Genomic DNA, 24937 nt, shown 5'->3' with positions numbered 1-24937 from the left:
TTGATCCCGGGAAATGATCTGGCGAGCCGCGTTCGAAACATCGGACGCGGCTTTGCCGTGACCGCGGCGCTCGGTGCGGCGGCAGGGGCGGCAACCGCGGGGTACGGGCTGTGGGAGAAGAACCAGTTCGTTCTCAGGGAAGAAATCGTTCCCATCCTGCCGGCCGGGTTCGGCCCATTCCGGATCCTCCACCTCTCCGATATCCACTTCGTTCCGGGCCAGCACCGGAAGGCCCAGTGGCTCTCCTCCCTTGCGGAGTTGCGGCCGGACCTCGTGGTCAACACGGGCGACAACCTCAGCCATGCCAAGGGCGTGGCACCCTTGCTGGCGGCCCTGCGCCCCCTGCTGGATTTCCCCGGCGTGTTTGTCCCCGGCTCGAACGACTACTTCGGCCCGAGCTTCAAGAACCCCGCCTCATATTTGCGCGGACCCTCGGCCCAGCGCAAAGACCCGGAGAAACTCGATTGGCCGCGGCTGAGGTCCGAGTTCGGCATGTCCGGCTGGGTGGATCTGACCAACCGCTGCCAGTCCGTCGTGCTGAGGGGCATCCGCTTCGATTTCTCCGGCGTCGACGATCCCCACCTGCGCCTGGAACGGTACGCCGGCTGGCCGCGCGGCACCAAGGGCCGGGCCGCCGACCCGCACCTGCGCGTCGCGCTGGCGCACGCGCCATACCAGCGCGTCCTGGACCACTTCACCGAAGCCGGGGCCGATCTCCTCCTGGCCGGACACACCCACGGCGGACAGATCTGCGTCCCGGGATACGGGGCTCTGGTCACCAACTGCGACCTTCCCACCTGGCGGGCCAAGGGCCTGCACACATGGGTAAGCAACGGCAGCACGACGCCGGTGAACGTCTCGGGTGGGATCGGCACCTCCCGCTTCGCGCCGGTCCGCATCGCCTGCCGCCCCGAAGCCGTGCTGCTCACGCTGACCTCCCGCGACTGAGCCTGTTCGCGCCCGGTCCTGCCCGCGTCTGCGGCCCGACGGGTGGACATGCCCTCCCTGCGCGGCGCCATTCAGTCTGACGTGTGGACATGTCCTCCCCGCGCGACCCCGCCCACGGGACATGCCCTCCCTGCGCGCCCCCGCCCACGGGACATGCCCTCCCTGCGCGCCCCCGCCCACGGGACATGCCCTCCCTGCGCGCCCCCCGCCCACGGGACATGCCCTCCCCCGGTTGCGAGCACTGGACATATCGGCTTCATGTCCACTCCATGCGGCCAACACTGGGCATGTCCCGACGGGGTCCGGGCCAACACTGGACATGTCCCACCGCGGTCCGGGCCACCACTGGACATGTCCATCCGTGGGCCGCAAAACTGGGCATGTCGCAAGGGTCCGGCAACGCCACGCGCCCGCCCGCCAGGCATTGCGGACTGTGATGACTGGGCGAGATCCCGGGACCGCCGCGCAACGAGTGAATCCGATCACGCGATGGCCTAGGGTAGTTGCTACAGGAAACTACATTCAATGTGCTACCTACGCACGGGCGTCTTAAGAAGCAGGCATGGCCAAGCAGAGTTCGTTCTTCACTTCCATCAGCCGTCTCTATCCGCACGTCAGGCCAATCATGCCGCGGCTGGTGATGGGCCTGCTGTGCGCCCTGCTGGCGAGTGTCATGGCTCTGGCGATCCCCCAGGTGCTGCGCGTGCTGGTCAACGAGTCCCTGCAGCCCGGCGGCAGCCCGGATGCCGTCTGGGGCGCCTCGCTCCTGATCCTGGTCCTGGGCATCGCCGAGGCCGGCCTCGTGGCCCTGCGCCGTCAGTTCGTGATCAATCCGGCCACCACAGTGGAAACCCGGATGCGCGTTTCGCTCTACGGGCACCTTCAGGAGCTCACGGTCTCCTTCCATGACCGCTGGGGTTCCGGGCAGCTGCTCTCCCGGGCCATGACGGACCTGAACTTCCTGCGCCGCTGGATGGCCTTCGGCGCCATCATGCTGGTGGTCACCACGCTCACCGTGGTGATCGGCGTCGTGGTGATGTTTTCCATGAGCTGGCAGCTGGCCCTGATCTTCCTGGCCGCCGCCGTGCCGATCATGATCTACGGGTTCCGCTTCCGGACCCGGTTCAGCAAGGTGGCCCGCCGCAGCCAGGACCAGGCCGGGGACCTCGCCACAACGGTCGAGGAATCCGTCCACGGCATCCGCGTCCTGAAAGCCTTCGGCCGCAGCCGGGAAGCCCTGGAGAACTTCAACGAACAGGCCGAGGAACTCCGCCAGACCGAGATCGCCAAAGCCAAGCACCTGGCGACCTTCAGCCTGGTGGTGACGCTCCTGCCCGAGCTCGCCCTCGGCGCCGGGCTCGTCGTCGGCGTCTTGCTGGCCTCGACGGACCAGCTGTCCATCGGCTCGCTCGTGGCCTTCTTCGCCACCGCCGCCGTGGTTGCCGCGCCCGTGGAGTTCTGCGGCATGCTGCTGGCGATGGCCCTTACCGCGAAGTCCGCGGTGGACCGGCACTTCGAGGTCATGGACGCGCAGAACACGATCACCAGCCCGGACCAGCCCCGCCGGCCGGCCCGGCTCAAGGGCGCCCTCAGCTTCCGCGACGCCTCGTTCGCGTACGAGGACGCACCGGACAAGCCGATCCTGAAAAACATCACCCTGGACATCCGGCCCGGCGAAACCATGGCCCTGGTCGGCATCACGGGCAGCGGAAAGAGCGCCCTGCTCCAGCTGGTCCCCCGCCTGTACGACGTCACCGGTGGTTCCATCACCATCGACGGCGTGGACCTGCGCGAGTTCGGCGTCGAGGACCTGCGCACCGTAGTCGCCGTCGCGTTCGAAGACACCACGTTGTTCTCCAGTTCCGTCCGGGACAACGTGCTGCTCGGCGCCCCCGACGGCGGTGCTCCCGACGGCGATGCGCCCGACGCCGGCTCGGCGGAAGGCCGCGACGCCGCCCTGGAGGAAGCGCTCGACGTCGCCCAGGCCCACTTCGCCTATTCCCTGCCGGACGGCGTGGACACGCTGATCGGCGAGGAGGGCCTCAGCCTTTCCGGCGGCCAGCGGCAGCGCATCGCCCTGGCACGCGCCATCGCCGCGAAACCTGCCGTGCTGGTCCTGGACGACCCGCTCTCGGCGCTGGATGTGAACACCGAGGTACTCGTCGAGGCACGGCTGCGTGAGGTCCTCGCGGACACCACCACGCTGATCGTGGCCCACCGGCCCTCCACGGTGGCGCTGGCCGACCGCGTGGCCCTGCTCGAGGACGGCAGGATCGCCGCCGTCGGAACCCACACGGAACTGCTCGCCAAGAACAGCCATTACCGCTACGTGATCGCCAGCCTGGACACGGAACCGCGGGACCTGGATTCAGAATTGTCCGCCCTCGAGGACCAGTCCGAGGAGATTTCCCGATGAGCAGCGCAACGTTCGGCACCGCCAATGAGGACAACGCGCACCTCAGCAGGAATGAGAGCAAGGCCGTGCGGCGCCGCTCCCTGGCTCTGTTGGGCTCGCTGATCCGCCCCGTCCGGGCGCGCTTCTGGCTGACCATTGGCGCCGTCGTCCTGTCCCAGGCCGCCCGGGTCGCCGGACCCGCGCTGATAGCCTTCGGGATCGACCACGCCCTGCCGGCCGTGCGCGCCGGCGACAGCCTCCCCCTGATGCTCGCCGGCGTCGCCTACCTCGCCGCGGCCGTCGTGGCGGCCGGCCTGACAGCCCTGTACGTGACCTCGACGGCGCGGCTGAGCCAGGCGATGCTGCTGGACCTCCGCGTCCGGGTGTTCCGCCACACGCAGCGGCTGAGCCTGGAATTCCACGAGAAATACACCTCCGGCCGCATCATCGCCCGGCAGACCTCGGACCTGGAGGCCCTGCGCGAGCTCCTGGATTCGGGGGTGAGCTCGCTGGCCTCGGGAATGCTCTTCATGGCGTTCACGGCCGTGACAATCTTCGTCCTGGACTGGCGCAGTGGACTGCTGGTGCTGGCCGCCGGGGTGCCGATGTATTTCCTGGCCCGCTGGTACCAGAAGCACTCGCAGATCGCCTTCCGCGAATCCCGGGTGGTCTCGGCCCGGCTGATTGTGCACTTCGTGGAGACCATGACCGGCATCCGCGCCGTGAAGGCATTCCGGAAGGAGGGCGAGAACGCCGCGCGCTATGCCGGGCTCTCCGAGGACTACCGGCGCGCGACGGTCCGCTCCATCAACCTCAACGGCATCTTCCAGCCGGGGCTGGTGCTGATCGGGAACGTGTGCGTGGCCCTCGTGCTGCTCACCGGCGGTTTCCGGGTCCTCAGCGGCGAGCTCGAGGTGGGGGTGCTCCTGGCCCTGATCCTGTCCACGAAGCGGTTCTTCCAGCCCGTGGACCAGATGGCGATGTTCTACAACTCCTTCCAGAGTGCCCAGGCGGCACTGGAAAAGGTCTCGGGCCTGCTCGAGGAGGTCCCCACGGTGCGGCCGCCGAAAAACCCGGTGGCCCTGGAGCACGCGCGGGGCGGCATCGATTTCAACGGCGTCGAATTCCGCTACGGCGACGGCCCCGTGGTGATCCCGCGGCTGGACCTGCACATCCCCGCCGGCCAGACGGTCGCCCTCGTCGGGCAGACCGGCGCCGGCAAGTCCACCCTCGCGAAGCTGATCGCCCGCTTCTACGACGTCTCGGCCGGGTCCCTCACCCTCGACGGCGTGGACCTGCGCCAGCTCACCACCGAGGACCTGCGCCGGAACGTCGTCATGGTCACCCAGGAGGCCTTCCTGTTCAGCGGCTCCGTGGCGGACAACATCGCCCTGGGCCGGCCGGGAGCCTCCCGCGAGGAGATCGAGGACGCGGCCCGGGCCGTAGGGGCGCACGCCTTCATCATGGAGCTTCCGGACGGCTACGACACGGACGTCAACAAGCGCGGCGGCCGCGTCTCCGCCGGGCAACGCCAGCTGATCAGCTTCGCCCGGGCGTTCCTGGCCCGCCCGCCCGTCCTGATCCTGGACGAGGCGACGTCCTCGCTGGACATCCCGTCGGAGCGCATGGTCCAGCAGGGCCTCGCGGGGCTGTTGCGCAGCACGCGGGAGGCGGACGCCGGTGACGTATCGGGCCCCCAGGGATCCGGCGTCGGGCGGACAGCGCTGATCATTGCCCACCGGCTCTCCACCGTGGAGACGGCGGACCGGGTCCTGGTGGTGCACGACGGACGCGTCGTCGAAGACGGCACCCCGGAGCAGCTGATCGGCGACGGCGGCGCCTTCGCCAGGCTCCACGGCGCCTGGAAAGACTCGCTGGTCTGATCCCCCGGGGCCGTGATGACGGCACATCACCGCCTCGCCGCATCCCCGATTTCACATCCGGGGCCTTGATCGGATACTCTTGTGAAGTTGCTTTTGAAGCAGCGGATCGGGATGTGGCGCAGCTTGGTAGCGCGCGTCGTTCGGGACGACGAGGTCGCAGGTTCAAATCCTGTCATCCCGACCATAGATAAAAGAGGGCCCTCCACACGGAGGGTCCTCTTTTTGTTTCCCTGCCTGTTCTGGCGTCCGGCGCAGGCGGTGATCCGGTGCAGGGTTCCCCGGCGCGGGGATCCCCGACACAGGGACGATGCTCCGGACACAACACAGCCCCGGGAGAAGTCTCCCGGGGCTCTGCTGTTGGATCGGGGCTGTTACATCGGATCGGGCCAGTTGCCGACGTTCAGCTTGTGGGTCATGGGGTCGGGCCAGTTGCCCACCGCCTGGGCCGCGCGCATGGGATCCGGCCAGTTGCCGACGGCGGCAACGTGTGAGACATCAGTAAGTGAAGCAGCGGACAGCACGGCCGGGGCCGCGGCGGAGAATGCCAGTGCGCCCGCCAAAACGGCGCCGGCTGCAATCTTCTTCAACATAGAGTTCCTCAATATGGGTTGGGGTCCTTAACCAAGTCAGCACTACCCTTGTTGACACACATTGTAAAATGGTTTCCACAGAGACTGTCAAGCATTTAGTACAAAGAATGTCCGGAATTAGGAGGTATCCGTGGGGAACGGATTTGGGGAGAAGCTCCGCGCGGAACGGCTCGAAAGGGGCCTGACGCAAGCGGAACTGGGCCGTGACCTGTACTCCCCCAGCTACATTTCTCTGCTGGAAACCGGACGCCGCGAGCCGACGGCCGATGTCATCGAAGAGCTTGCCCGCCGGCTCGAACTGGCCCCCAAGGCACTCGAAGCGTGGAGCCAGCCGGTATCCGTCAGCGACGCAGAATACGTCCTCGCGGGACTGTACGCCCGGCAGGCCTGGGACCTGCGGGATTACCCCGTGGCCGCCACCCACGCCGCCGCCGCCGCCAAAATCGCCCTGGAGGCCAAGAACACCAGCGCATGGTGGAACATGACCTACATGCAGGCCGAGTGCCTGATCAAGCAGGGCCTCTGGCAGGAGTGCAAGGACGTCGTGCAGAATCTGCTCGAACACCCCATGGCCGCGGAGTCCGCCGGACTCGGCGTCCGTGCCCAGCAGATGCTCGCCGCAGCCTCGCAGGGGCAGGGACAGCTGACCGCCGCCGTCGAGCACGCCCAGGAAGCCGTCCGGCTCTGTGCCGAGCTGCCCAAGGGCTCCACGATGATCATCGGCGCCCTCCGCGCCCTCATCGGCGCCCTGGCCGAGAGCGGCCGCCTGGACGAGGCCTGGGAATACTGCCAGGCCATGAACGAGCAGATGGACGACCACTCTATGTCCCAGCTCGCCGGCGAAGTGGCGTGGGTGATCGGCAACGTGGCCTTCATGCGCCACGACTACCCGGAAGGGATCAAGTACCACGAGCGTGCCGGCAGGCTGCTCTCCCCGGCGAATGACATCGACCTCTGGGCCCGGTTCAACAAGGCCTCCGCCGCCGTCCGCCTGTCCTCGGGAATCGTTGAACCCGAAACCCTGTCATCGATTGAGCGCGCCGAACTGGCCCTCTCCATTGTTGGCGGCAACAAGACGGACCAGCTCGAGGTCGCCTTCATCCGGGCCCGCTGGCTCTACCTCACCGGCGACATCGTGGCCGCCGTCCAGAAGCTGCGCGAGATCCACGCCGAGCGCGAGGCGCTGGCCCGGCACACGGCGGGCGAGGTCTCGCTGCTGCTCGGCAAGGCCCTCAAGGCTGCCGGGGAGTCCGCCGAGGCCCTGGTGTACCTGGAGGAAGCCCAGAAGGAGTTCAGCGCGGCCGGCGCCTCGGACCGGGTCCAGCAGGCGCTCGATGCCGTGCTCGAGATCAAGCTGGCACAGCGCCGGGCCGAGGCCGCCTCCGCGGAGGCATAGCCCCGCGCGGCTCCCGCGCTCCCGCGGGAGCACTGACGCCGCGGGAACACTGACGCCGCGCCGCCCCTCTAGGCGAACGTGCGGCCGGTGAGCTTCTCGTAGGCCTCCACGTAGCGGCTGCGCGTGCGCGCCACGACGTCGGCCGGAAGGACCGGCGGAGGCGTGTCGGAGGCCTTGTCCCAGCCGGATTCCGGCGAGGTCAGCCAGTCGCGCACGTACTGCTTGTCGTAGGAGGGCTGGGCCTGCCCGGGCTGGTATGTGGCCGCATCCCAGAAGCGGGACGAATCCGGGGTCAACACCTCGTCGCCCAGGGTGATCACGCCGGTCGCCGCGTCGAGGCCGAACTCCACCTTGGTGTCGGCCAGGATGATGCCGCGACGGCGCGCGATTTCCTCGGCCTTGGTGTAAATCTCCAGGGTCAGCCGGCTCAGCTCGGCCGCGACGTCCGCACCCACAAGGCCCACCACGGCGTCGTAGGTGATGTTCTCGTCGTGCTCACCCACCTCGGCCTTCGCCGACGGAGTGAAGATGGCTTGCTCCAGCCGCGATCCGTCAACGAGGCCGGCGGGCAGCGGGATGCTGCACACGGTGCCCGACTCGCGGTATTCCAGGAGCCCCGAGCCGGTGAGGTAGCCGCGGGCGATGCATTCGACCGGGAACATGTCCAGCTTCTTGCAGACCATCGCCCGGCCCTCGACGGCGGCGGGGACCCCGCCGTCGACCGTGGACGCGAGGACATGGTGCGCGACGCCGAGCTGTTCGAACCACCACAGGCTCAGCTGGGTCAGGATGCGTCCCTTGTCCGGGATTTCGCTGGCCAGCACGTGGTCGTAGGCGCTGATGCGGTCGCTGGCCACCACCAGGACGCAGTCCTGGCCGAAGCGTTCCGCGGAGGCCGGGTCCGCCGGGACGTAGAGGTCGCGGACTTTTCCGGAGTAGACGTGCTGCCACCCGGGCAGGTCCAGCGTGGCGGTGTCGAGTCCGCCCTTGGGCTTGGTCTCGGGTGCCTGGGCTGCGGGTTCGCTCATGGTCACGCCTTCGCTTTCGACGCGGCCGGGGTTCCCGGCGCAGCAACCCGGATTTGGCCGCGGACGGCCTTGCGGCCAATGTCGGTGCGGAACTGGCTGCCGTCGAGCTGGACGAGTTCGACGCCGTCGTACGCCCGTTCCCGGGCCTCCACAAGGTCCGTGCCGAGCGCGACGACGGCCAGGACGCGGCCGCCGGCGGAGACCACCCGGCCTTCGTCGTCCAGTTTCGTGCCGGCGTGGATGACGTGGACGCCGTCCAGCGCATCGACCTTCTTCAGGCCCCGGATGCGGTCGCCGGTGCGCGGGGTGTCGGGGTAGTTTTCCGCGGCCACGACGACGGCGACGGCAGTGTCCTTGGACCAGCGCAGCGGCTGCACCTTGTCCAGGTCGCCCTTGGCGGCGGCCATGAGCAGCCCGCCGAGGGGCGTCTTGAGCCGGGCGAGGACGGCCTGCGTTTCGGGATCGCCGAAGCGGACGTTGAATTCGATGACCCGCGTGCCGCGCGACGTCAGGGCGAGGCCGACGAACAGGACGCCGACGAACGGAGTGCCGCGGTGGGCCATCTGGTTGACCGTGGGCTGGGCGACGCGGTCCAGCACCTCCTGGACCAGGCCTTCGGGGGCCCATTCCAGGGGCGTGTAGGCGCCCATGCCGCCGGTGTTGGGGCCCTCGTCGTTGTCGAAGATGCGCTTGAAGTCCTGCGCCGGGGACAGTGCCACCGTGTTGGTGCCGTCGCACAGGACGAACACGGAGACTTCGGGGCCGTCCAGGAACTCCTCGATGACCACGGTTCCGCCGGCGTCGAAGCAGGTCTGGGCGTGTGCCAGGGCCTCGTCGCGGTTCCCGGTGACCACCACGCCCTTGCCGGCGGCGAGTCCGTCATCCTTGACGACGTAGGGGGCGCCGAACGTGTCGAGGGCGTCGGCGGCTTCCTCGGCGTTGGAGGCCACGCGGGCCATCGCCGTGGGGACGCCGGCCTCGGCCATGACTTCCTTGGCGAAGGCCTTGGACGCTTCCAGCTGGGCCGCTGCCTGGCTCGGACCGAACACCGGGATGCCGGCGACGCGGACGGCGTCGGACACTCCGGCGGCGAGGGGCGCCTCGGGGCCGACCACCACCAGGTCCACGCTGAGCTTGACGGCCAGCGCGGCGACGGCGTCGGGGTCGTTCGCGTCGATCGCATATGTGGGGACCAGCGCGCTGATGCCGGCGTTGCCCGGGGCCGCGTGGACCTCGGAAACGTTGGGGTCGGCGAGCAAGGATCGGACAATGGCGTGTTCGCGGCCGCCGGGGCCGATGACAAGTACCTTCACAGTCTCCAAGGGTACGTGGTGCACCCCGCAGGCTCCTAAGCTGTGTCGGCCGCCGGACATGCTCAATCTTCACTGCGGGCCCCACGCGGGGCTTCACTGCTGGCTTAGCTGCGGGGCTTCACGGCGGGCCTCAGTGCGGGGCTTCACTGCGGGCCTCACTGCTGGGCTTCACTGTGCGGCCGACACCGGTTCCGCTGCAAACCGCGGGACATGCCCAGTCCTGGCCGCGGCCAGTGGGCACAATGCCATCGTGTCCATGCCCGGACCCTAAGGCTGGACATGTCCCCCCGGGCCCGGGAGCACGTCCATGTCTGCATGCCAAGGCTGGACATGCCCCCTGGGCTCGGGAGCATGTCCATGTCTGGATGCCAAGGCTGGACATGTCCCCTGGGTTCCGGAGCATGTCCATGTCTGGACCCCAAGGCTGGACATGTCCCGTGGGTTCCGGAGCATGTCCATGTCTGGACCCCAAGGCTGGACATGTCCCCTGGGCTCGGGAGCATGTCCCGTCCCGGGTTGCGCCATTGGGCATGTTCCCTGCACGGGTCCGGAGCACACGTCCGTGACGCCGGGAGAATGACCGGGCGTCAGACAATCCGCGGGGCGCACCGCTACGAATGGCCTGTATGAACAAGCCCAGCATGAAGCCCAGCAAGCGGTCCCGCGGCGCCACGGCCCTGGCCGCGGTGGCCGGTGTGGCCGCCGCCGCCGTCGTCCTGTCCGTCGCGGAACTGATCGGCGCGTTCTTCACCACGCGGGCGACGCCGCTGATCGCGCTGGGCTCGACGTTCATCGACTTCACCCCGCTATGGATGAAGAACTTTGCCGTGGAAACGTTCGGCACCAATGACAAGGCGGCACTGTTCGTCGGGATGGCYGTCACAATCCTGCTCCTCGCGTGCGTGCTCGGCATCGTGGCGTACCGGAAATGGGCCCTGGGGGTCGCCGGTGTGGTGCTCATGGGCGCCGTCATCGTCGGCAGTGTGATCACCCGGGCCAGCGTCAAACCGGTCGACGCCATCCCTTCCCTGATCGGCACCGTGGCCGGGCTGGTGGTGCTCCGGCTCCTGATCACCCGGCTGTGGCGAATGCAGGAGTGGCCGGACAGTGCCGCCGACGTCGCCGCGAAGGATCCCGAGCGCCCGGCCACCACGCGGCGCGCCTTCTTCGCCGCCGCCGGCATCACCGCGGCCGCCTCGGGCATTGCCGCCACCGGCGGGCGCCTGCTGAGCGCCGCCCGCAGCAACGTGGCCGCGGCCCGCGAATCCCTGAAGCTGCCCGCACCCGCCAAGGCCGCCGCCGCGGTCCCGGCCGGTGTCCAGTCCAAGGTCCCCGGCGTCACGCCGTGGCTGACCCCGAACAAGGACTTCTACCGGATCGACACCGCCCTCAGCGTCCCGGAGATCAACGCCCAGGACTGGGAATTGCGCATCCACGGCCTCGTCGAGCAGGAAATCCGGCTCACCTTCCAGGACCTCCTGGACGCCCAGCTCATCGAATCCCATGTCTCCCTGACCTGTGTGTCAAACCCGGTCGGCGGCAACCTTGCCGGCAACGCGAAATGGCTGGGCATGCCCATTCGCGATGTCCTGAAGATGGCCCGGCCTAAACAGGGCGCGGACATGGTGCTGTCCACCTCGATCGACGGTTTCAGCGCCTCCACCCCGCTGGAGGTTCTCCAGGACGACCGCCGCGACGCGATGCTGGCGATCGGCATGAACGGCGAGGCCCTGCCCCTGGAACACGGCTACCCGGTGCGGATGGTGGTACCCGGCCTGTACGGCTTCGTCTCTGCCACCAAGTGGGTGGTGGACCTGGAAGTGACCCGGTTCGCGGACAGCAAGGCATACTGGACCCAGCGCGGCTGGTCCGAGCGCGGCCCGATCAAGACCATGGCGCGGGTGGAAGTGCCCAAGTCCTTCGCCAAAGTGCCCGCCGGAAAGGTCGCAGTCGGCGGCACCGCGTGGGCCCAGACCCGCGGCATCACCAAGGTGGAGCTGCAGATCGACAGCGGCCCCTGGACCGAGGCAGTGCTCTCCGACGAGGCCTCCCTCATCACCTGGAGGCAGTGGTCCTTCGAGTGGGATGCCACGCCCGGACCGCACTACATCAAGGTCCGCGCCACGGACGGCACCGGCGAGCTCCAAACGGACAAACGCGCGGACCCGGTCCCGGACGGCGCCTCCGGCTGGCAGTCAGTTATGGTGACCGTGGAATAACCGGGGTATCGGCACCCGGCACCATAGACTTGCTGCATGGCTTTGAACCCGCATGCAACCTTCACAGTCGACTCCGCCGTCGAACTGGCAGTCATCGAACGCAGCGGCTTCGTTGAGTCCCGCCACATCGGCTCTGCCGTTGTGATGGCTGCGGACGGAACGGTCGTAATCGAGCTCGGCGATGTCACCGCCCCCATCCTTGCCAGGTCCACGCTCAAACCCCTGCAGGCACTTGCCTCGATGCAGTCCGGGGTGCCCCTGCGCGGCGCCCAGGTGGCCATCGCATGCGGCAGCCACATCGGTTCCCTTGACCACATGGACGTGGTGGAGGGCATGCTGAAGGCGGCCGGGGCCAAGGAAGACCAGCTGCAGTGCCCGGCCGACTGGCCCCAGGATGAGACCGCCCGGAACTGGCTCGTCCAGACCGAGCGAGGCAAGTCCCGGCTGGCCTTCAACTGCTCGGGCAAACACGCCGCGTTCCTGTGGGCCTGCACGGAGAACGGCTGGGACAAGAACAGCTACCTCGAACCGAACCACCCGCTGCAGCAGCGCATCCGCTCGGTCATCGAGGAGTACTGCGGCGAACACATCGCCCATCTCGGCATCGACGGCTGCGGCGCGCCGGTGGCTGCCGTCTCCCTGACCGGCCTGGCCCGGGCCTACTCGAAGCTGGCCAAGGCCCCCGGCGACAAGAACTCCAACGCGCGGGCCGCCACGATTGCCACCTCCATGCTGGACTACCCGTGGGCGGTCCAGGGACGCGGACAAGCCAACACGATCGTCATGGACGAGCTCGGCATCCTGGCCAAGATCGGCGCCGAGGGGGTGCTGGTCATGGCCACCCGCCAGGGTGTCTCCGTTGCCATCAAGATGCTCGACGGCAACATCCGGGCCACCACGCTCGTGGGGCTGACCCTCCTCGCCGCTTCCGGCGCCGTCGAAATTCCCGAAGTGTCCAGCGTCCTGGACAAGGTGGTGGACCCGGTCCTGGGCGGTGGACGCCCGGTAGGCAAGATCCGGCTGGGGCGGGCCGTCGCGGCACTGCTGGACTAGGAACCGGAGGCAGGAAAGTGGCTGTATCGCGCCGTCGAATCGCCGTGGACGAGGGCCGCGCGGCGCTTGCCGCCTGGCGGGCCGCCAACCCCGCTGCCGCGGCACCGGACACCGAAGGAACCAGCACCGAAGGGACCGGCGCTGGGGGAACCAGCACCGTCCCGCGCGCCACGATCGCGACGGCGGTGCGCTACTCACTGGAGGAAGTCACCGCCCGGGCGCCCGGCAACTCCGTCGAGGTGCGCGTCCCGCCGTTCGGCGTCACGCAGTGTGTGGAGGGCCCGCGGCACACCCGCGGCACCCCGCCGAACGTGATCGAGTGCGACGCCGCCACCTGGCTGGCGATGGTCAACGGGCAGCTGGGCTGGGCGGACGCCGTCGCGGCCGGCAAAGTTGCCGCCTCGGGACTGCGCGCGGACCTGTCCGCCCTCCTGCCCCTGTAACCGGGACGCCCCGGGCGCCGGTCCCCTGCCCGGGGCCCCAGGCCGGGGCCCTATGCCACGGCACCTGCGGCCGGGACTCAGCCCCGCCCGATGAACGGCATGCCCGCGGCCGTTACCACGACGGATCCCACGTTGGCCGATGCCGGCATCCCGGCCATCAGCAGCACGGCCCGGGCGGCGTCCTGGACCGGAAATGTCGGCTCGGCCCGCAGGCTGCCGTCAGCCTGGACAGCCCCGGAGCCGACGCCGATCTCGTCCATGAGGTCTGTTGCCGCATTGCCAATATCGATTTGTCCGCAGCTGATGCCGAACCCGCGCCCGTCGAGGTCGATGCTTTTGGTCAGCCCCGTGATCGCGTGCTTGGTCACTGTGTAGGCGACAGTCCGGGGCCGGGGCGAATGCGCCGCGATCGAACCGTTGTTGATGATCCGGCCGCCCTGGGGCGACTGGGCCTTCATGGCCCGGACGGCGGCCGCGGCGCAGAGGAGGGATCCGGTGAGATTCACGGCGACGGTCGCGTCCCAGTCCTCAACGGTGATCTCGTCCACCGAGGCGCCGGGGCCGAACACCCCGGCGTTGTTGAAGAGGACGTCCACCCGTTCCCACTGCTGCAGCGCCGCGGCGAAGAGCCGCTCGACGTCGGCGGGGACGGTGACATCGCAAGGGACCGCGAGCGCCTGGCGGTGGCCGGCCGCGGTCTCGAGGAGCGGCTCCTCCCGCCGCCCGGCCAGCACCACGCGGTAGCCCTCGGCCAACATGAGCCGGGCCACGGCCCGGCCGATGCCGGAGCCGGCTCCGGTAACTACGGCGACCTTTCCGGGGGTATGGTGCTGGCTCATTCGGTCCTCCTCGACGATTTGCGCGGTCTGCGCGGCTGCCCGGCCAGCCTATCGCCGAGACGGCACATCACGGCAGTGTTGCGCGGCCCGACCGCCGCGTACTGTCATCTCGACGGCGGATTTCGGCGGGGCAGCCGGGTGCATCCAGTGTGGGATTAACCTACCGGGCGTCGTCATCCTGCTCCCGGGCCTGCCTGCCCGTGCGGTAACCGGACCAGAAGGCCAGCACGAGCAACCCGACGCCGATCAGCGCGATACCGGCCCAGGTCTCGGCACCCATGAACATGAGCCCTTGGGGCACGACGGGCCCCGTGGCCAGCGGGGTATACGCGAACCAGCCAAAGTCCTCGGAGGACACCGGCTGGGCAAGCAGGACCAGGCCGGCGAGCAGCATGGCCGCGGCAACGAGCGGCACTGCCACCCGGCCGATTGCATTCTTCCGGGCACCGCCGGCTCTCCGGTTCCCCTGCTGGTCCATGGCCATACTGTAACCGCCCGGCACCGGGAACGCGCCAGGGGAACGGCCCTCCCCGGCGGACCATTACCAGCGGCGGACCGTTACCAGCGGAGGAGTGGTACCAGCGGCGGACCGGTTGGCAGCGGCCGATCCAGTGTGGGAGATCGGTGGAGGATCAGTGTCGGGCCTGCGCCCGCTTTCCCGCCGCCTGCGGCCCGACCACTGCGGAGTGTGAACGCCCGCCGGCGCGCCGCCCCCTGATCACCCGCGCGGACGAGCCGGGCACGGCGGGCCGCCCATCAGCGCTGCGGTCCCTGATCAGGCCGGTTCCGGCGATCTCGCGCGCCTGGGCGATGCCGGCAACCGCCGCCTTCTTGGTGGGAAACGTGACCGAGACGGCCATCAGCTTTCCTGCCCCGTCCATCATCCGAATGCGGTAGCCGCCGTCGGGCGCGTCCACGAGCTCAAAATATCCCGCCATTGCAAAATCCTCATTCCCTCGTATCCCCCGCCTTGGTATTAGTAAGTGTACTTACTTTGCGGTGGAGGGAAAGTGCTGAAAGTCCCGCAGTCCCCCGGGGAACCGCACGCTCCGTCCCCCTGGGAAGCGCACGCTACCCGCGCGGCGGCGGGGTGTCGCTGCGGCGGACGCCATCTTCATGCAGTTCCAGCGCGCTCATCACCAGGGCGAAGTGACTGAAGGCCTGCGGCGTGTTGCCCAGCTGCCGGCCGGCCTCGACCTCCCACTCCTCGCTGAGAAGCCCGACGTCGTTGCGCAGCGCCAGCAGGCGTTCGAACAGCTCCCGGGCCTCGTGGCGCCGGCCCGCGCCGATCAGGGCCTCCACCAGCCAGAACGAGCACGCCAGGAACACCCCTTCCTCGCCCGGCAGCCCGTCGTCGCTCTGCGCCGGAAGGTAGCGGCGCAGGAAACCGTCGTGCGTCAGCTCGCGCTGGACAGCGTCGATGGTTCCGATGATGCGCGGGTCATCGGGCGGGAGGAACCCCACCCGGGGCAGCAGCAGCAGGCTCGCATCCAGCTCGGGCCGCCCGTAGGACTGCACGAAGGTGTTGCGTTCGGCGTCGAACCCGTTGGCCATGACCTCGTCGTGGATCCTGTCACGCAACTCCTCCCACCGGTCCGCCGGTCCGGTCAGGCCGAAGTCCCGGACACCCTTGACCATGCGGTCCGCCGCCACCCACGCCATCACCTTGGAGTGGGTGAAGTGGCGCTGCGGACCGCGCATTTCCCACAGCCCGTTATCCGGCTGGGTCCATGCAGTCTCGAGATGTTCCATGAGGGCCACCTGGACATCCCAGGCGTCGTCGGTGTGCTTCAGGAGCGAGTTCCGGGTCAGGGACAGGCAGTCCAGCACCTCGCCCCAGACGTCGAGCTGCAGCTGGCCGGCGGCGCCGTTTCCGGTGCGGACCGGGGCGGAATTTTCGTAGCCTTTCAGCCATGGCAGTTCGAGCTCCGGCATCCGGCGTTCGCCATGGAGGCCGTACATGATCTGCAGATCCGCGGGATCACCGGCGACGGCGCGCAGCAGCCAGTCCCGCCACGCGCCGGCCTCCTCCGTGTAGCCCGCCGCCAGCAGCGCCTGCAGGGTGAGCGTGGCGTCGCGCAGCCAACAGAAGCGGTAGTCCCAGTTCCGCGTGCCGCCGATCTCCTCCGGCAGGGATGTCGTCACGGCGGCGACGATGCCTCCCGTGGGCGCGAAGGTCAAGGCTTTGAGGGTGATCAGCGAGCGCTGGACCGCGTCGCGGTGCGGCCCGGTGATCTTGCACTTCGCAGACCAGTCCTGCCAGAACTGCTCGGTGGAGGCAAGGACCGCTTCCGGGTTCACGGTCCGTGGCCGGCGGAGGTGGCTGGGGCTCCACGTCAGCACGAAGGGCACGCGCTCACCCGCCGAGACCGTGAAGTCGCTGACGGTGTGCATCCGCTCGCCGCGCAGCGGTGCCCGGGTCACCAGATAGACGGCGTCGGGCCCGGCGACGGCGTGGATCCCGCGATCGTCGTGGCGGACCCACGGCACAATGTGGCCATAGTCGAACCGGAGCGCCAGTTCACCGCGCATCCGCACCGTGCCACGGACTCCGACGACGATCCGCACGATGTCCGCCACTTCGTCGCGCGGTGGCATGAAGTCAATGATCCTGACCTTGCCCTCGGGCAGGTCCCACTCGGTTTCCAGGATCAGTGTGCCCTGGCGGTAGCGCCGCCGCGTGCATTCGCCGCCGCCTTCGGGGGCCAGCAGCCACCGGCCGGCTGCTGGGGTGTCCAGGAGGGCGCTGAAGCAGGCAGGCGAGTCGAAACGCGGCAGGCACAGCCAGTCGATGGAGCCTTCGGTGCTGATCAGGGCCGCCGTGTGCAGATCCCCGACCATTGCGTAATCCTCGATGCGTGCCATGGGACTTACAGTGCCACACCGGGCCACGGCAGACGAGAACCGGACCGCGAACTCCGACGACGGCGGCGACGCCTCCGCAACGCCGCCACACTGCGCGGGCGGCCGGGCGAGCCGACACGCCGGCAATCCGGCGTCACGGGCGGCCCCTCCCGTGGCGCCACGGGCGCCGCCGGAGCCCGGCTCTGTTGGAGGGTGGCGCTGTGGGAGAGTGGAGGCATGGAATTGGCGTCACAACCAGCGCAGCACCTGCCCGTGTCCGGCAACAGGGCCCTCAGGCTCGCCCACTTCGTGTCGGACACCGTCAACGGGGTTCGCCTCAGGACGGCCCGGCGCTGGAAGTTCATCCCGCAGACGGTCGCTTACCAGGGGTACGGCTCCACGGAGTGGGTCAGGGTACTGGGCCGCGTGGTCCTCACCAGCAGGCCCGTGCCCGGCAGCAAGGCCGAGCGTGTTGCCCGGAACGGCAACCAGAACTTCCGCGGCTGGCGCGCCTTCACCAGCGTCCCGGTCCAGTTCACCGAAGTGGAAATCCAGATCGGCGGCGTCACCACCCGCGTGCACGCGGACCGCGGCGGCCTGGTGGACACGCTGGTCCACGTGGCCCTGACCCCGGGCTGGCACACGGCCGTGCTGCGGGCTGAAGGCACGGAACCGGTGGAGGCCAAGATTTTCGTGATCTCCCGGGACACCACGCTGGGCATTGTCTCGGACATTGACGACACGATCATGGTCACGGCCCTCCCCCGGCCTTTCCTGGCGCTGTGGAATACCTTCGTCCTGAACGAACGCGCCAGGATGGCGACTCCGGGCATGGCAGTCCTGATGGACCGGCTCAAGGTGGAGCACCCCGAGGCTCCCGTGATCTACCTGTCCACCGGGCCGTGGAACGCGGCGCCCACCCTGGGCCGCTTCATCGCCCGGAACCTCTATCCCTCGGGCGCGCTGCTGCTCACGGACTRGGGACTGACTCATGACCGGTGGTTCCGCAGCGGCCAGGAACACAAACGGCGGAACCTTGAGCTGCTGGCACAGGAGTTCCCGAACGTGCGCTGGCTGCTGTTCGGTGACAACGGCCAGCATGATGAAGAGATTTACTCCGGCTTCGCGCAGGAGCACCCGGACCGGGTTGCCGCGATCGGCATCCGCCAGCTTTCGGCCAGCGAGGCCGTCTTCGCCGGCGGCCATTCGGACACCGGAGACCACTCGGAATCCTCGGTCCCGTGGATCTATTCGCCGGACGGCGCCGGACTCGCCAAGGGCCTGCAGGACCTGGACCTGCTCTAGGCCGGATCTACGGCAGTTCCGACGGCGGCGCAGTGCGGGACTGTCCGACGTCGTCGCCATTTTTCTGCCCGGCGGCGGACCCCGCCACCGCGCTCCGGGCCGCGATCACTTCCTGGAGCCAGTAGTAGGAGGCCTTCGGAGTGCGGACCTGGGTGTCGAAATCGACGTGCACCAGACCGAACGGTTGCTTGTAGCCGGCGGACCACTCGAAGTTGTCCATAAGGGACCACACGTAGTAGCCGCGAAGGTCCACGGACTCGGCGGCACCGCCGGGTTGTGTCGCTTCCACGGCCGTGCCGATGTGGTCCGAGAGGTAGCGCAGGCGCCGTTCATCCGGAACCATCCGACGGTCGGCCCCGGACCCCTGGACCACGACGTCCTCGAAACTGGCCCCGCCCTCGGTGATGTAGACCGGCGGCAGGTCCGGATAGCGCTCGGCCATCTCGGCCAGCGCGACGGACATGTACTCGGGCTTGACTGGCCAGCCGTAGGCCGTGGTCTCGGTGTCCGGGAACGACTCGATGTGCAACGGAGCGCCGGGGGTTCCGCTGAGGTCGTCCCCCATGGCCTCGGCCATGCCCGGCGGCACGGCTCCCTCCCCCGGACCGGCCCCGACGCGGGTGGGCATGTAATAGTTCAGGCCGTAGAAATCCAGGGGCTGCGAGATCAGCTCCATGTCCTCGTCGGAGGGGCTGAAGGAGGATGAAAAGAACGTGGCGGCCCTGATGATGTCCGGGTACTTGCCGAGCAGCACGGGATCCGCGTAGAGCCGGTTCTGCGCCACGTCCATGAGTCCGGCGCTGACCTTGTCCAGGGGGTTGGCGGTGGCCGGGACCATTGGCGAGTACACGTTGGTGAGGCCGATTTCCCCGCGTACGTTTGCTGCACGCAGCGCCTGGAGCGCCAGGCCGTGGCCCAGCAGCTGGTGGTGCACGCTGGGGAGCGCCTTGAGCATGAGTGCTTCGCCGGGTGCGTGCATGCCCAGGACGTAGCCGTTGGTGGTGACCGTGGCGGGCTCGTTGACGGTCACCCAGCGGCTAACGCGGTCCCCGAAGGCAGCCGCGGCGATGGCGGCGAACTCCCCCAGCCGGTAGGCCGTGTCCCTGTTCATCCAGCCGCCGGCCTGCTCCAGGGGCAGTGGGGTGTCCCAGTGGTAGAGGGTGGCCATGGGGGAAATGCCGCTGGCGAGCAACAGGTCGATCAGCCTGTCGTAGAAGTCCAGTCCGGCACGGTTCACGGGCCCGCTGCCGGCGGGTTGGATCCTCGGCCAGGACAGCGAAAACCGGTAGGAATCGATCCCCAGTTCCTTCATCAGCGCCACGTCCGCTGGCATCCGGTGATAGTGGTCGCAGGAGACGGCCGGGCTCTGGCCCTCCACGATCGAGCCCGGTTTCGCGGCAAACACGTCCCACCCGGAGGGGCCGCGGCCGTCTTCGTCGAGCGCGCCTTCGATCTGGAAGGCCGACGTTGCCACACCAAGGGTGAAGCCGGGTGGAAGGAGGGAAGCCAGATCCTTGGCGGAAGCGTTCATCGACGGGACCTCTATATAGTTTCAGCGGTGGTGGACTGATCTTAGGCTTCCCCCGGGGCGGGCGCCACGACCCGGGCAGTTTGACGGACGCGACGCCGTTGGCCACTGTTGAGCGGTGCACCCCAAAACTCAACAAAGTGTCAGCCGCCGGCCGCTGCGGGCAGGAGCGCCCGGCGCGGGCCGCCAGGCGCTGGCTCTCATCTGCTTCCTGGCGGTTTCCCATGGCGTGTCCTACGTGGCTTCGCGGGCCATCATCGGCAACGCCGGCGGCTGGTACGCGGCCGCGGACACGGCCCCCTGGACCCCGCCGGGCTGGGCGTTCGGAACGGTCTGGACGGTGCTTTATACAACCATGGCCGTGGCGGGGTGGCTCGTCTGGCGCCGGGGAACGGGACTTCTCTCCGCGTCCAGCCGGGGCGCAATGACCCTCTACGGCATCGTGCTGCTCGTGAACCTGGCGTGGGCGCCCCTGTTCTTCGGCATGTACCCCATGATCGGCTCGGCGGCCCTCTGGCTGGCCCTGGTGGTTATCGCCGCCCACGCCGTGGCCGCTGGCGCCGCCGCTGTCCGCTTTGGCATCATCAGCCGGGCAGCGGGCCTGCTCATGATGCCGTACGTCTCGTGGGTTGTGTTTTCGTGCAGCCTGAACGTCTACGCCGCCGCCAGCAACTGACCGGGCCGGGCCCGAGCCGGCCGGCCGCCGTCGGCGCTTAGTCCTGGCCGGCGTCGGCGGCTGACAGCGTCCCGGTGACCTGTTCGCCCGGGATCCGGGCTGTCCGCCAGGTATCCAGCGCAATGACACCGCCAAGGACCACGAGGGAGATCGAGAAGGCGCCCAGGGCATCGGTCAGCCAGTGATAGCCCAGGTAGAGGCGGCTGACGGCGGCGAAGAACATGCCGATCCCCGCCACGATGAAAGCGACGACGGCGGCCATGGGGTTCTTCCGGCGCGAAAAGACCAGGTACGTGGTGACCAGGAGGAAATCGCAGGCGCCCAGGACGTGGCCGGAGGGAAAGGAGAAGGTGGTGTCGGCCCCGAAGAGCATCAGCTCTATGGGCGGACGTTGGCGTTCGACGATGTGGCCGATGACCTGCGCCAGGATCACCCCGGTCAGCATGGCGCCGGCCAAGAGCATCGGCCGCCACGCGTGCTTGGCGAGCAGGCCCCAGGCCACGGTCACTACCAGGACGATGATCGGCAGGCCGATGGGGCCGAAGATGATCGCCAGGATGATCATGATGGTGGTGGCAGGTTCCCCGCGCAGGGTCAGGAGCCAGGACCGCGTGGGCTCGTCCGCCGCCGAGAGGCCGCCGTGCTGGAGCACGCCGGTCAGGATGACCGCGAACAGCACAGCGCCCGTGATCATCAGGGCGACGGCGGTGCGGTAGAGATTCCGGCGTGCCGCCGGGCTCATGAACCGCTCCTCCACGACGAACTTTTCGTGGAAGGCCCGCCAACGGCCTTGTGGTTTTCCTGTTTGAGCCTGTGCCATGTCGCTGTGCCGCCTTTGCGCCGTGTTGTGGATGGTCTCCGCTGACGATTATCCCTGCTATTCGCGGCGGAGGCAGGCAGGGGCGCCGCCGAAAGCATCCGTGCGGGGATGGAGTCCGGGCATCCGGCGGACGTAACCTGCCGGCCGGACGTGCAAACGCCTTGCTGTGAGCCGCACCACAGTGTAGCCTCCAAGCAACGATGGGTAGCCTCCCAAGCAACATGTGATGTCTATTAAGCAACCTGCTCGCAACCCCCAAGGTGAGCTGGATGGAGAAAATGATGGCCGAAGCACAGCAGGAAAATGGCAATGGCGGAAAGACTGCCCGAGGCAAGGTGACCGAAGTGGAGAGCTACGGCATCGAGCGGATACCGGAGAAGGACCGCACGGCGAGCCCCTTCGACCTCTTCCGGGTCTCCTTCGGTGGGGCCAACACCTTCGCCACCGCCTTCCTTGGCGCCTTTCCGATCCTGTTTGGACTGTCCTTCTGGCAAGGCCTGGCCGCCACGGTGGCGGGTCTTACCGTGGGAGCACTCCTGCTGGCCCCGATGGCCGTTTTCGGACCGACCAACGGCACCAACAACGCCGTCTCGTCCTCGGCACACCTGGGCGTCCACGGCCGGATCGTCGGGTCCTTCCTTTCCCTCCTGACCGCTACGGCCTTCTTTTCGATTTCAGTGTGGAGCTCCGGCGACGCCCTTGTCGGCGGCCTGAACCGGCTGGTCGGCCTGCCGCAGGACATGGGTTCGTTCGCCGTGGCCTATGGTCTCTTCGGCGCCCTGGTCCTGGTGGTCTGCGTCTACGGCTTCAAGTTCATGCTGCTGGTCAACAAGGTCGCCGTCACGGCCGCCACCGCGCTCTTCGTGGTGGGGTTCATTGCCTTCGCCGGCGAACTGAACCTGAATTTCGAGGGCGCCTTCGGCGTCGGGCTTGACGGCGTCAGCCTCCCCGGGTTCGTCCCCGCGTTCATCGGCGCGGCACTGATCGTGATGTCCAATCCCATCTCCTTCGGCGCGTTCCTCGGCGACTGGGCCCGGTACATTCCCACTGCGGCACCGAAGCGCCGGGTCATGGGAGCCGCCCTGCTGGCCCAGTTGGCCACGCTGATTCCGTTCGTCTTTGGCCTGGCCACAGCGTCGATCATCGCCACCAAGGCGCCCGAATTCATGGACCCCGCCGCGCCCAACTATGTAGGCGGACTCCTGGCGGTCTCCCCTGCCTGGTACTTCATCCCGCTCTGCGCGATTGCCCTGATCGGCGGCATGTCCACCGGAGCGTCGTCGCTGTACGGGACCGGCCTTGACTTCAGCAGCGTCTTCCCGCGGTTCAACCGGGTCCAGGCCACCCTGTTCATCGGGATCCTGGCGATCGTGTTCATCTTCGCCGGCCGCTTCGCCTTCAACCTCGTCCAGAGCATCTCCACGTTCGCCACCCTGATCGTGACCTCCACCGCGCCGTGGATGGTGGTCATGATCATCGGCTTCATCACCCGCCGCGGCTGGTACGACGCCGATGCCCTCCAGGTGTTCAACCGGCGCCAGAGCGGTGGTCGGTACTGGTTCAACCACGGCTGGAACCTGCGCGGCATGACGGCCTGGCTGGTCAGCGCCGCGGCCGGGCTGAGCCTGGTGAACATGCCCGGCCAGTTCCAGGGGCCCCTGGGCAACCTGGCGGGCGGCGTGGACATCAGCCTTCCGGCGTCCCTGGCCCTGGCCGGTGTCCTGTACCTGGGCCTGCTGTGGATCTTCCCCGAACCGCGCGGAGTCTTCCCGGCCGCCGGACCCCGCTGGGTCCCTGCAGGGAACACCCCGGTCCCGCCGGTGCTGGACGCCAACGGCAACATTGTCCGGGCCACGGCCGGCGGGACCGCGGATACTGGCACCCCGGATCCGGCCGCACCCGGCGCGGGCGAGGGCGAACTGGTGGGCCGGCTGTGAGCTGGATCGACCTGAGTGTCCCGCTGCGCACCGGAATGCCCGTCTACCCCGGAGATCCCGAGGTCCGGATCGAGCCCGCGCTGACCGTGGACGGGCACGGCGCCAATGTGCTGTCCCTGGACATCGGGTCCCACTCAGGGACCCACACGGACGCCCCTCTGCACGTGGACAGCGACTGGGATCCCCTGGACCGACTGCCGCTGGCGACCTTCAGCGGGACCGCCGAGGTGGTTGATCTCCGCGGCCTCGGCGGGGGAGCCATCACGGTGTCGCACCTCGCGGGGATTCGGCCGGCCAACTCCCCCGGCCGTGCCGCCGGCGGCAGGCGGATCCTTCTGCTGCACACGGGCTTCTCCGAGCGGTGGGGCACCGCCGGCTACCTGGCCCACCCCTGGCTCGACGCCGGGGCCGCCCGGCTGATCGTCGAGCGCGGATACCGCACCGTCGGCATCGACGCGCTGAGCGTCGACCCGAGCACCACGGGCCCCCTCACCGACTCCGCAAGCCCGGCGCAGGCCGGCGACGGGTTCCCCGCCCACCTGATCCTGGCCGGCAACGGCTGTGCCATCGTCGAAAACCTCACCCGCCTGGACCGGGTCCAACTGCTGGCGGAGGCGGGCACCGCCGTCGAAGTCTTCCTCTTTCCGCTCAATATCCCCGGGGCTGACGGCGCCCCAATCCGGGCTGTGGCCCGGCCCCTCGCGGAACCGCAGCAGCCCGCAGCGCTGAGCGAGGCGGAAGTGCAGCAGGCCGCTGAACACCTCATTGCCGCTTTCGCAGCGAACGATGGCGAGGCCTATTTCGCCGCGTTCGCCCCCGAGGCGACGTTTATCTTCCATTCCGAGGCCGCGAAGCTTCCGACCCGGGCGGCCTACCGGACCTTGTGGGAGGACTGGATCCGGTCCGGCTGGAGAGTCGAAGAGTGCACCAGCACGGAGCAGCACATCCAGTTGCTGGGCAGTTCGGCCGTGTTTTCCCACCGGGTGGCCACGACCGTCCGAACGGACCGGTCCGGTGCCCGGGCGGCCAGCGACGAACGCGAAACCATCGTCTTCGCCCGGACTCCGGACGGCCGCATCCTCAGTGTCCATGAGCACCTCTCCGCCTGCCCGGCGGAAATTTAGGGCCGAGGGTCCCGAATCGACAGGAAGCGCAGGTCAGCAGCCCACAGGCCGGCGGAACCGAATTTCCCCATCGAAAGTTGACCCTTTAACAATTTGACGCATGAATAAATATGACGTTACTGTTCCTGAATCCATTGGGGCCGACTAGAAGTACTCCAAGAAAGACAGAGCGATGACCACCATTACCGAGTCCATTGAGATCCAGGTCGACAGCCGGAACGTCCTCGACGAACGGCTCAACGACGCCGTCCGCGGCCTCCAGCAGATCGCCATGGCCACTGGAACCCACGGCATCCTTCTCACGCGGCACAAGCCGGGCCACTACACAGCGGCCCTCTCCGAGCAGGTTCCCTTCGGCATGACCCGCGAGCTCGTTCACTGAGCCGGATCTTCCGCAACACCACAACGCGGGGTCACTTCCCGCCCGTCCACACCACGCAGAATCATACGGTCGTTGCAACATCTGATTTTTGGAGGTTGCCATGCCGAGTGGTTATCGGGCGCCCGATGCGCTGAAGGATGAGTTCTTTTCACTTCTGCGGCAGGGGATGGCGGTCACGCAAGCCTCTGCCCGGATTGGCCTCTGCCCGGATTGG

The 24937-nt window shown here is 68.4% G+C and carries 21 protein-coding genes and 1 tRNA gene; 13 read left to right on the top strand and 9 right to left on the bottom strand.

The genetic code is table 11. From position 1 onward, the window contains the following. From AB4089_RS21380 to AB4089_RS21365, 4 genes are all read left to right on the top strand, one after another. Positions 1-948 carry a metallophosphoesterase gene (locus AB4089_RS21380; RefSeq protein WP_441411282.1) on the top strand — a complete coding sequence of 316 codons (948 nt, stop codon included), beginning with the start codon at positions 1-3 and terminating at the stop codon, positions 946-948. 562 nt (positions 949-1510) lie between these two features. Beyond that, positions 1511-3364: an ABC transporter ATP-binding protein gene (locus tag AB4089_RS21375; RefSeq protein ID WP_441411281.1), complete on the top strand. Its 1854-nt coding sequence runs from the start codon at positions 1511-1513 to the stop codon at positions 3362-3364. Then, entirely contained in the window at positions 3361-5226 is a 1866-nt protein-coding gene (locus AB4089_RS21370; protein ID WP_441411280.1) for an ABC transporter ATP-binding protein, read from the top strand. Before AB4089_RS21375 ends, AB4089_RS21370 begins: the two co-directional genes overlap by 4 nt. Before the next feature lie 107 nt (positions 5227-5333). Beyond that, positions 5334-5410: transfer RNA gene (locus AB4089_RS21365), tRNA-Pro, on the top strand. A 187-nt stretch (positions 5411-5597) separates the two neighbouring features. On the opposite strand, the gene AB4089_RS21360 is transcribed toward AB4089_RS21365, so the two are convergent. Further along, complete coding sequence (locus tag AB4089_RS21360; RefSeq protein ID WP_441411279.1) at positions 5598-5816, bottom strand: hypothetical protein; 219 nt, start codon at positions 5814-5816, stop codon at positions 5598-5600. Positions 5817-5946: 130 nt separating this feature from the next. On the opposite strand from AB4089_RS21360, the gene AB4089_RS21355 reads away from it, so the two are divergent. Next, positions 5947-7212, top strand: a complete 1266-nt coding sequence (locus AB4089_RS21355; protein WP_441411278.1) for a helix-turn-helix domain-containing protein — start codon at positions 5947-5949, stop codon at positions 7210-7212. A gap of 68 nt (positions 7213-7280) precedes the next feature. On the opposite strand, the gene AB4089_RS21350 is transcribed toward AB4089_RS21355, so the two are convergent. Together AB4089_RS21350 and purD are read right to left on the bottom strand one after the other, a co-directional pair. Next, positions 7281-8240, bottom strand: a complete 960-nt coding sequence (locus tag AB4089_RS21350; RefSeq protein ID WP_441411277.1) for a phosphoribosylaminoimidazolesuccinocarboxamide synthase — start codon at positions 8238-8240, stop codon at positions 7281-7283. Between the two features lie 2 nt (positions 8241-8242). Then, a complete protein-coding gene (gene purD, locus AB4089_RS21345; protein WP_441411276.1) occupies positions 8243-9553 on the bottom strand; it encodes a phosphoribosylamine--glycine ligase in 1311 nt (436 codons plus the stop codon). Between the two features lie 626 nt (positions 9554-10179). Here purD and AB4089_RS21340 point away from each other — a divergent pair. The 3 genes from AB4089_RS21340 to AB4089_RS21330 are packed head-to-tail and all read left to right on the top strand — an operon-like array spanning position 10180 to position 13268. After that, a complete protein-coding gene (locus tag AB4089_RS21340) occupies positions 10180-11772 on the top strand; it encodes a molybdopterin-dependent oxidoreductase (RefSeq protein ID WP_441411275.1) in 1593 nt (530 codons plus the stop codon). A gap of 36 nt (positions 11773-11808) precedes the next feature. Beyond that, on the top strand, positions 11809-12825 hold the full coding sequence (locus tag AB4089_RS21335; RefSeq protein WP_441411274.1) for an asparaginase: 1017 nt from the start codon (positions 11809-11811) through the stop codon (positions 12823-12825). A gap of 17 nt (positions 12826-12842) precedes the next feature. Beyond that, entirely contained in the window at positions 12843-13268 is a 426-nt protein-coding gene (locus AB4089_RS21330; protein WP_441411273.1) for a sterol carrier family protein, read from the top strand. Positions 13269-13345: 77 nt separating this feature from the next. Here AB4089_RS21330 and AB4089_RS21325 read toward each other — a convergent pair whose 3' ends face one another. The 4 genes from AB4089_RS21325 to AB4089_RS21310 form a co-directional block, all read right to left on the bottom strand. Next, positions 13346-14107, bottom strand: coding sequence for an SDR family oxidoreductase (locus AB4089_RS21325; protein WP_441411272.1), 762 nt, complete (start codon positions 14105-14107; stop codon positions 13346-13348). A gap of 160 nt (positions 14108-14267) precedes the next feature. Next, positions 14268-14585, bottom strand: coding sequence for a hypothetical protein (locus AB4089_RS21320; protein ID WP_441411271.1), 318 nt, complete (start codon positions 14583-14585; stop codon positions 14268-14270). Positions 14586-14739: 154 nt separating this feature from the next. Beyond that, positions 14740-15045: a YegP family protein gene (locus AB4089_RS21315; RefSeq protein ID WP_441411270.1), complete on the bottom strand. Its 306-nt coding sequence runs from the start codon at positions 15043-15045 to the stop codon at positions 14740-14742. Positions 15046-15178: 133 nt separating this feature from the next. Next, positions 15179-16972: a glycoside hydrolase family 15 protein gene (locus tag AB4089_RS21310; RefSeq protein ID WP_441411269.1), complete on the bottom strand. Its 1794-nt coding sequence runs from the start codon at positions 16970-16972 to the stop codon at positions 15179-15181. Between the two features lie 216 nt (positions 16973-17188). On the opposite strand from AB4089_RS21310, the gene AB4089_RS21305 reads away from it, so the two are divergent. Then, on the top strand, positions 17189-18256 hold the full coding sequence (locus AB4089_RS21305) for an App1 family protein (protein ID WP_441411268.1): 1068 nt from the start codon (positions 17189-17191) through the stop codon (positions 18254-18256). 7 nt (positions 18257-18263) lie between these two features. On the opposite strand, the gene AB4089_RS21300 is transcribed toward AB4089_RS21305, so the two are convergent. Further along, positions 18264-19787, bottom strand: a complete 1524-nt coding sequence (locus AB4089_RS21300) for a GH1 family beta-glucosidase (protein WP_441411267.1) — start codon at positions 19785-19787, stop codon at positions 18264-18266. A gap of 115 nt (positions 19788-19902) precedes the next feature. On the opposite strand from AB4089_RS21300, the gene AB4089_RS21295 reads away from it, so the two are divergent. Continuing rightward, positions 19903-20460, top strand: coding sequence for a TspO/MBR family protein (locus AB4089_RS21295; protein ID WP_441411266.1), 558 nt, complete (start codon positions 19903-19905; stop codon positions 20458-20460). Between the two features lie 37 nt (positions 20461-20497). Here AB4089_RS21295 and AB4089_RS21290 read toward each other — a convergent pair whose 3' ends face one another. Further along, complete coding sequence (locus AB4089_RS21290) at positions 20498-21280, bottom strand: phosphatase PAP2 family protein (protein ID WP_441411265.1); 783 nt, start codon at positions 21278-21280, stop codon at positions 20498-20500. A 269-nt stretch (positions 21281-21549) separates the two neighbouring features. On the opposite strand from AB4089_RS21290, the gene AB4089_RS21285 reads away from it, so the two are divergent. From AB4089_RS21285 to AB4089_RS21275, 3 genes are all read left to right on the top strand, one after another. Beyond that, a complete protein-coding gene (locus AB4089_RS21285) occupies positions 21550-23217 on the top strand; it encodes a purine-cytosine permease family protein (protein WP_441411264.1) in 1668 nt (555 codons plus the stop codon). Next, positions 23214-24341: a cyclase family protein gene (locus AB4089_RS21280; protein ID WP_441411263.1), complete on the top strand. Its 1128-nt coding sequence runs from the start codon at positions 23214-23216 to the stop codon at positions 24339-24341. The genes AB4089_RS21285 and AB4089_RS21280 overlap by 4 nt, the downstream gene beginning before the upstream one ends. A 172-nt stretch (positions 24342-24513) precedes the next feature. Continuing rightward, a complete protein-coding gene (locus AB4089_RS21275) occupies positions 24514-24723 on the top strand; it encodes a hypothetical protein (RefSeq protein WP_441411262.1) in 210 nt (69 codons plus the stop codon). The last annotated feature ends 214 nt before the right edge of the window (positions 24724-24937 follow it).

The sequence above is a fragment of the Arthrobacter sp. 2MCAF15 genome, assembly GCF_052115605.1.
In the GTDB taxonomy this organism is placed as follows: Bacteria; Actinomycetota; Actinomycetes; order Actinomycetales; family Micrococcaceae; genus Arthrobacter.
The sequence above is the reverse complement of the archived record's forward strand: the minus strand, read 5'-3'. Positions and strand labels throughout refer to the sequence as shown.

Excerpts from the sequence above, each read along its gene's own strand:
- AB4089_RS21310 (WP_441411269.1), bottom strand. The coding sequence starts at position 16,972 with ATGGCACGCATCGAGGATTACGCAATGGTCGGGGATCTGCACACGGCG.
- AB4089_RS21375 (WP_441411281.1), top strand. The coding sequence starts at position 1,511 with ATGGCCAAGCAGAGTTCGTTCTTCACTTCCATCAGCCGTCTCTATCCG.
- AB4089_RS21335 (WP_441411274.1), top strand. The coding sequence starts at position 11,809 with ATGGCTTTGAACCCGCATGCAACCTTCACAGTCGACTCCGCCGTCGAA.
- AB4089_RS21285 (WP_441411264.1), top strand. The coding sequence starts at position 21,550 with ATGGAGAAAATGATGGCCGAAGCACAGCAGGAAAATGGCAATGGCGGA.
- AB4089_RS21275 (WP_441411262.1), top strand. The coding sequence starts at position 24,514 with ATGACCACCATTACCGAGTCCATTGAGATCCAGGTCGACAGCCGGAAC.
- AB4089_RS21320 (WP_441411271.1), bottom strand. The coding sequence starts at position 14,585 with ATGGACCAGCAGGGGAACCGGAGAGCCGGCGGTGCCCGGAAGAATGCA.
- AB4089_RS21300 (WP_441411267.1), bottom strand. The coding sequence starts at position 19,787 with ATGAACGCTTCCGCCAAGGATCTGGCTTCCCTCCTTCCACCCGGCTTC.
- AB4089_RS21315 (WP_441411270.1), bottom strand. The coding sequence starts at position 15,045 with ATGGCGGGATATTTTGAGCTCGTGGACGCGCCCGACGGCGGCTACCGC.
- AB4089_RS21360 (WP_441411279.1), bottom strand. The coding sequence starts at position 5,816 with ATGTTGAAGAAGATTGCAGCCGGCGCCGTTTTGGCGGGCGCACTGGCA.
- AB4089_RS21370 (WP_441411280.1), top strand. The coding sequence starts at position 3,361 with ATGAGCAGCGCAACGTTCGGCACCGCCAATGAGGACAACGCGCACCTC.
- AB4089_RS21325 (WP_441411272.1), bottom strand. The coding sequence starts at position 14,107 with ATGAGCCAGCACCATACCCCCGGAAAGGTCGCCGTAGTTACCGGAGCC.
- AB4089_RS21350 (WP_441411277.1), bottom strand. The coding sequence starts at position 8,240 with ATGAGCGAACCCGCAGCCCAGGCACCCGAGACCAAGCCCAAGGGCGGA.
- AB4089_RS21290 (WP_441411265.1), bottom strand. The coding sequence starts at position 21,280 with ATGGCACAGGCTCAAACAGGAAAACCACAAGGCCGTTGGCGGGCCTTC.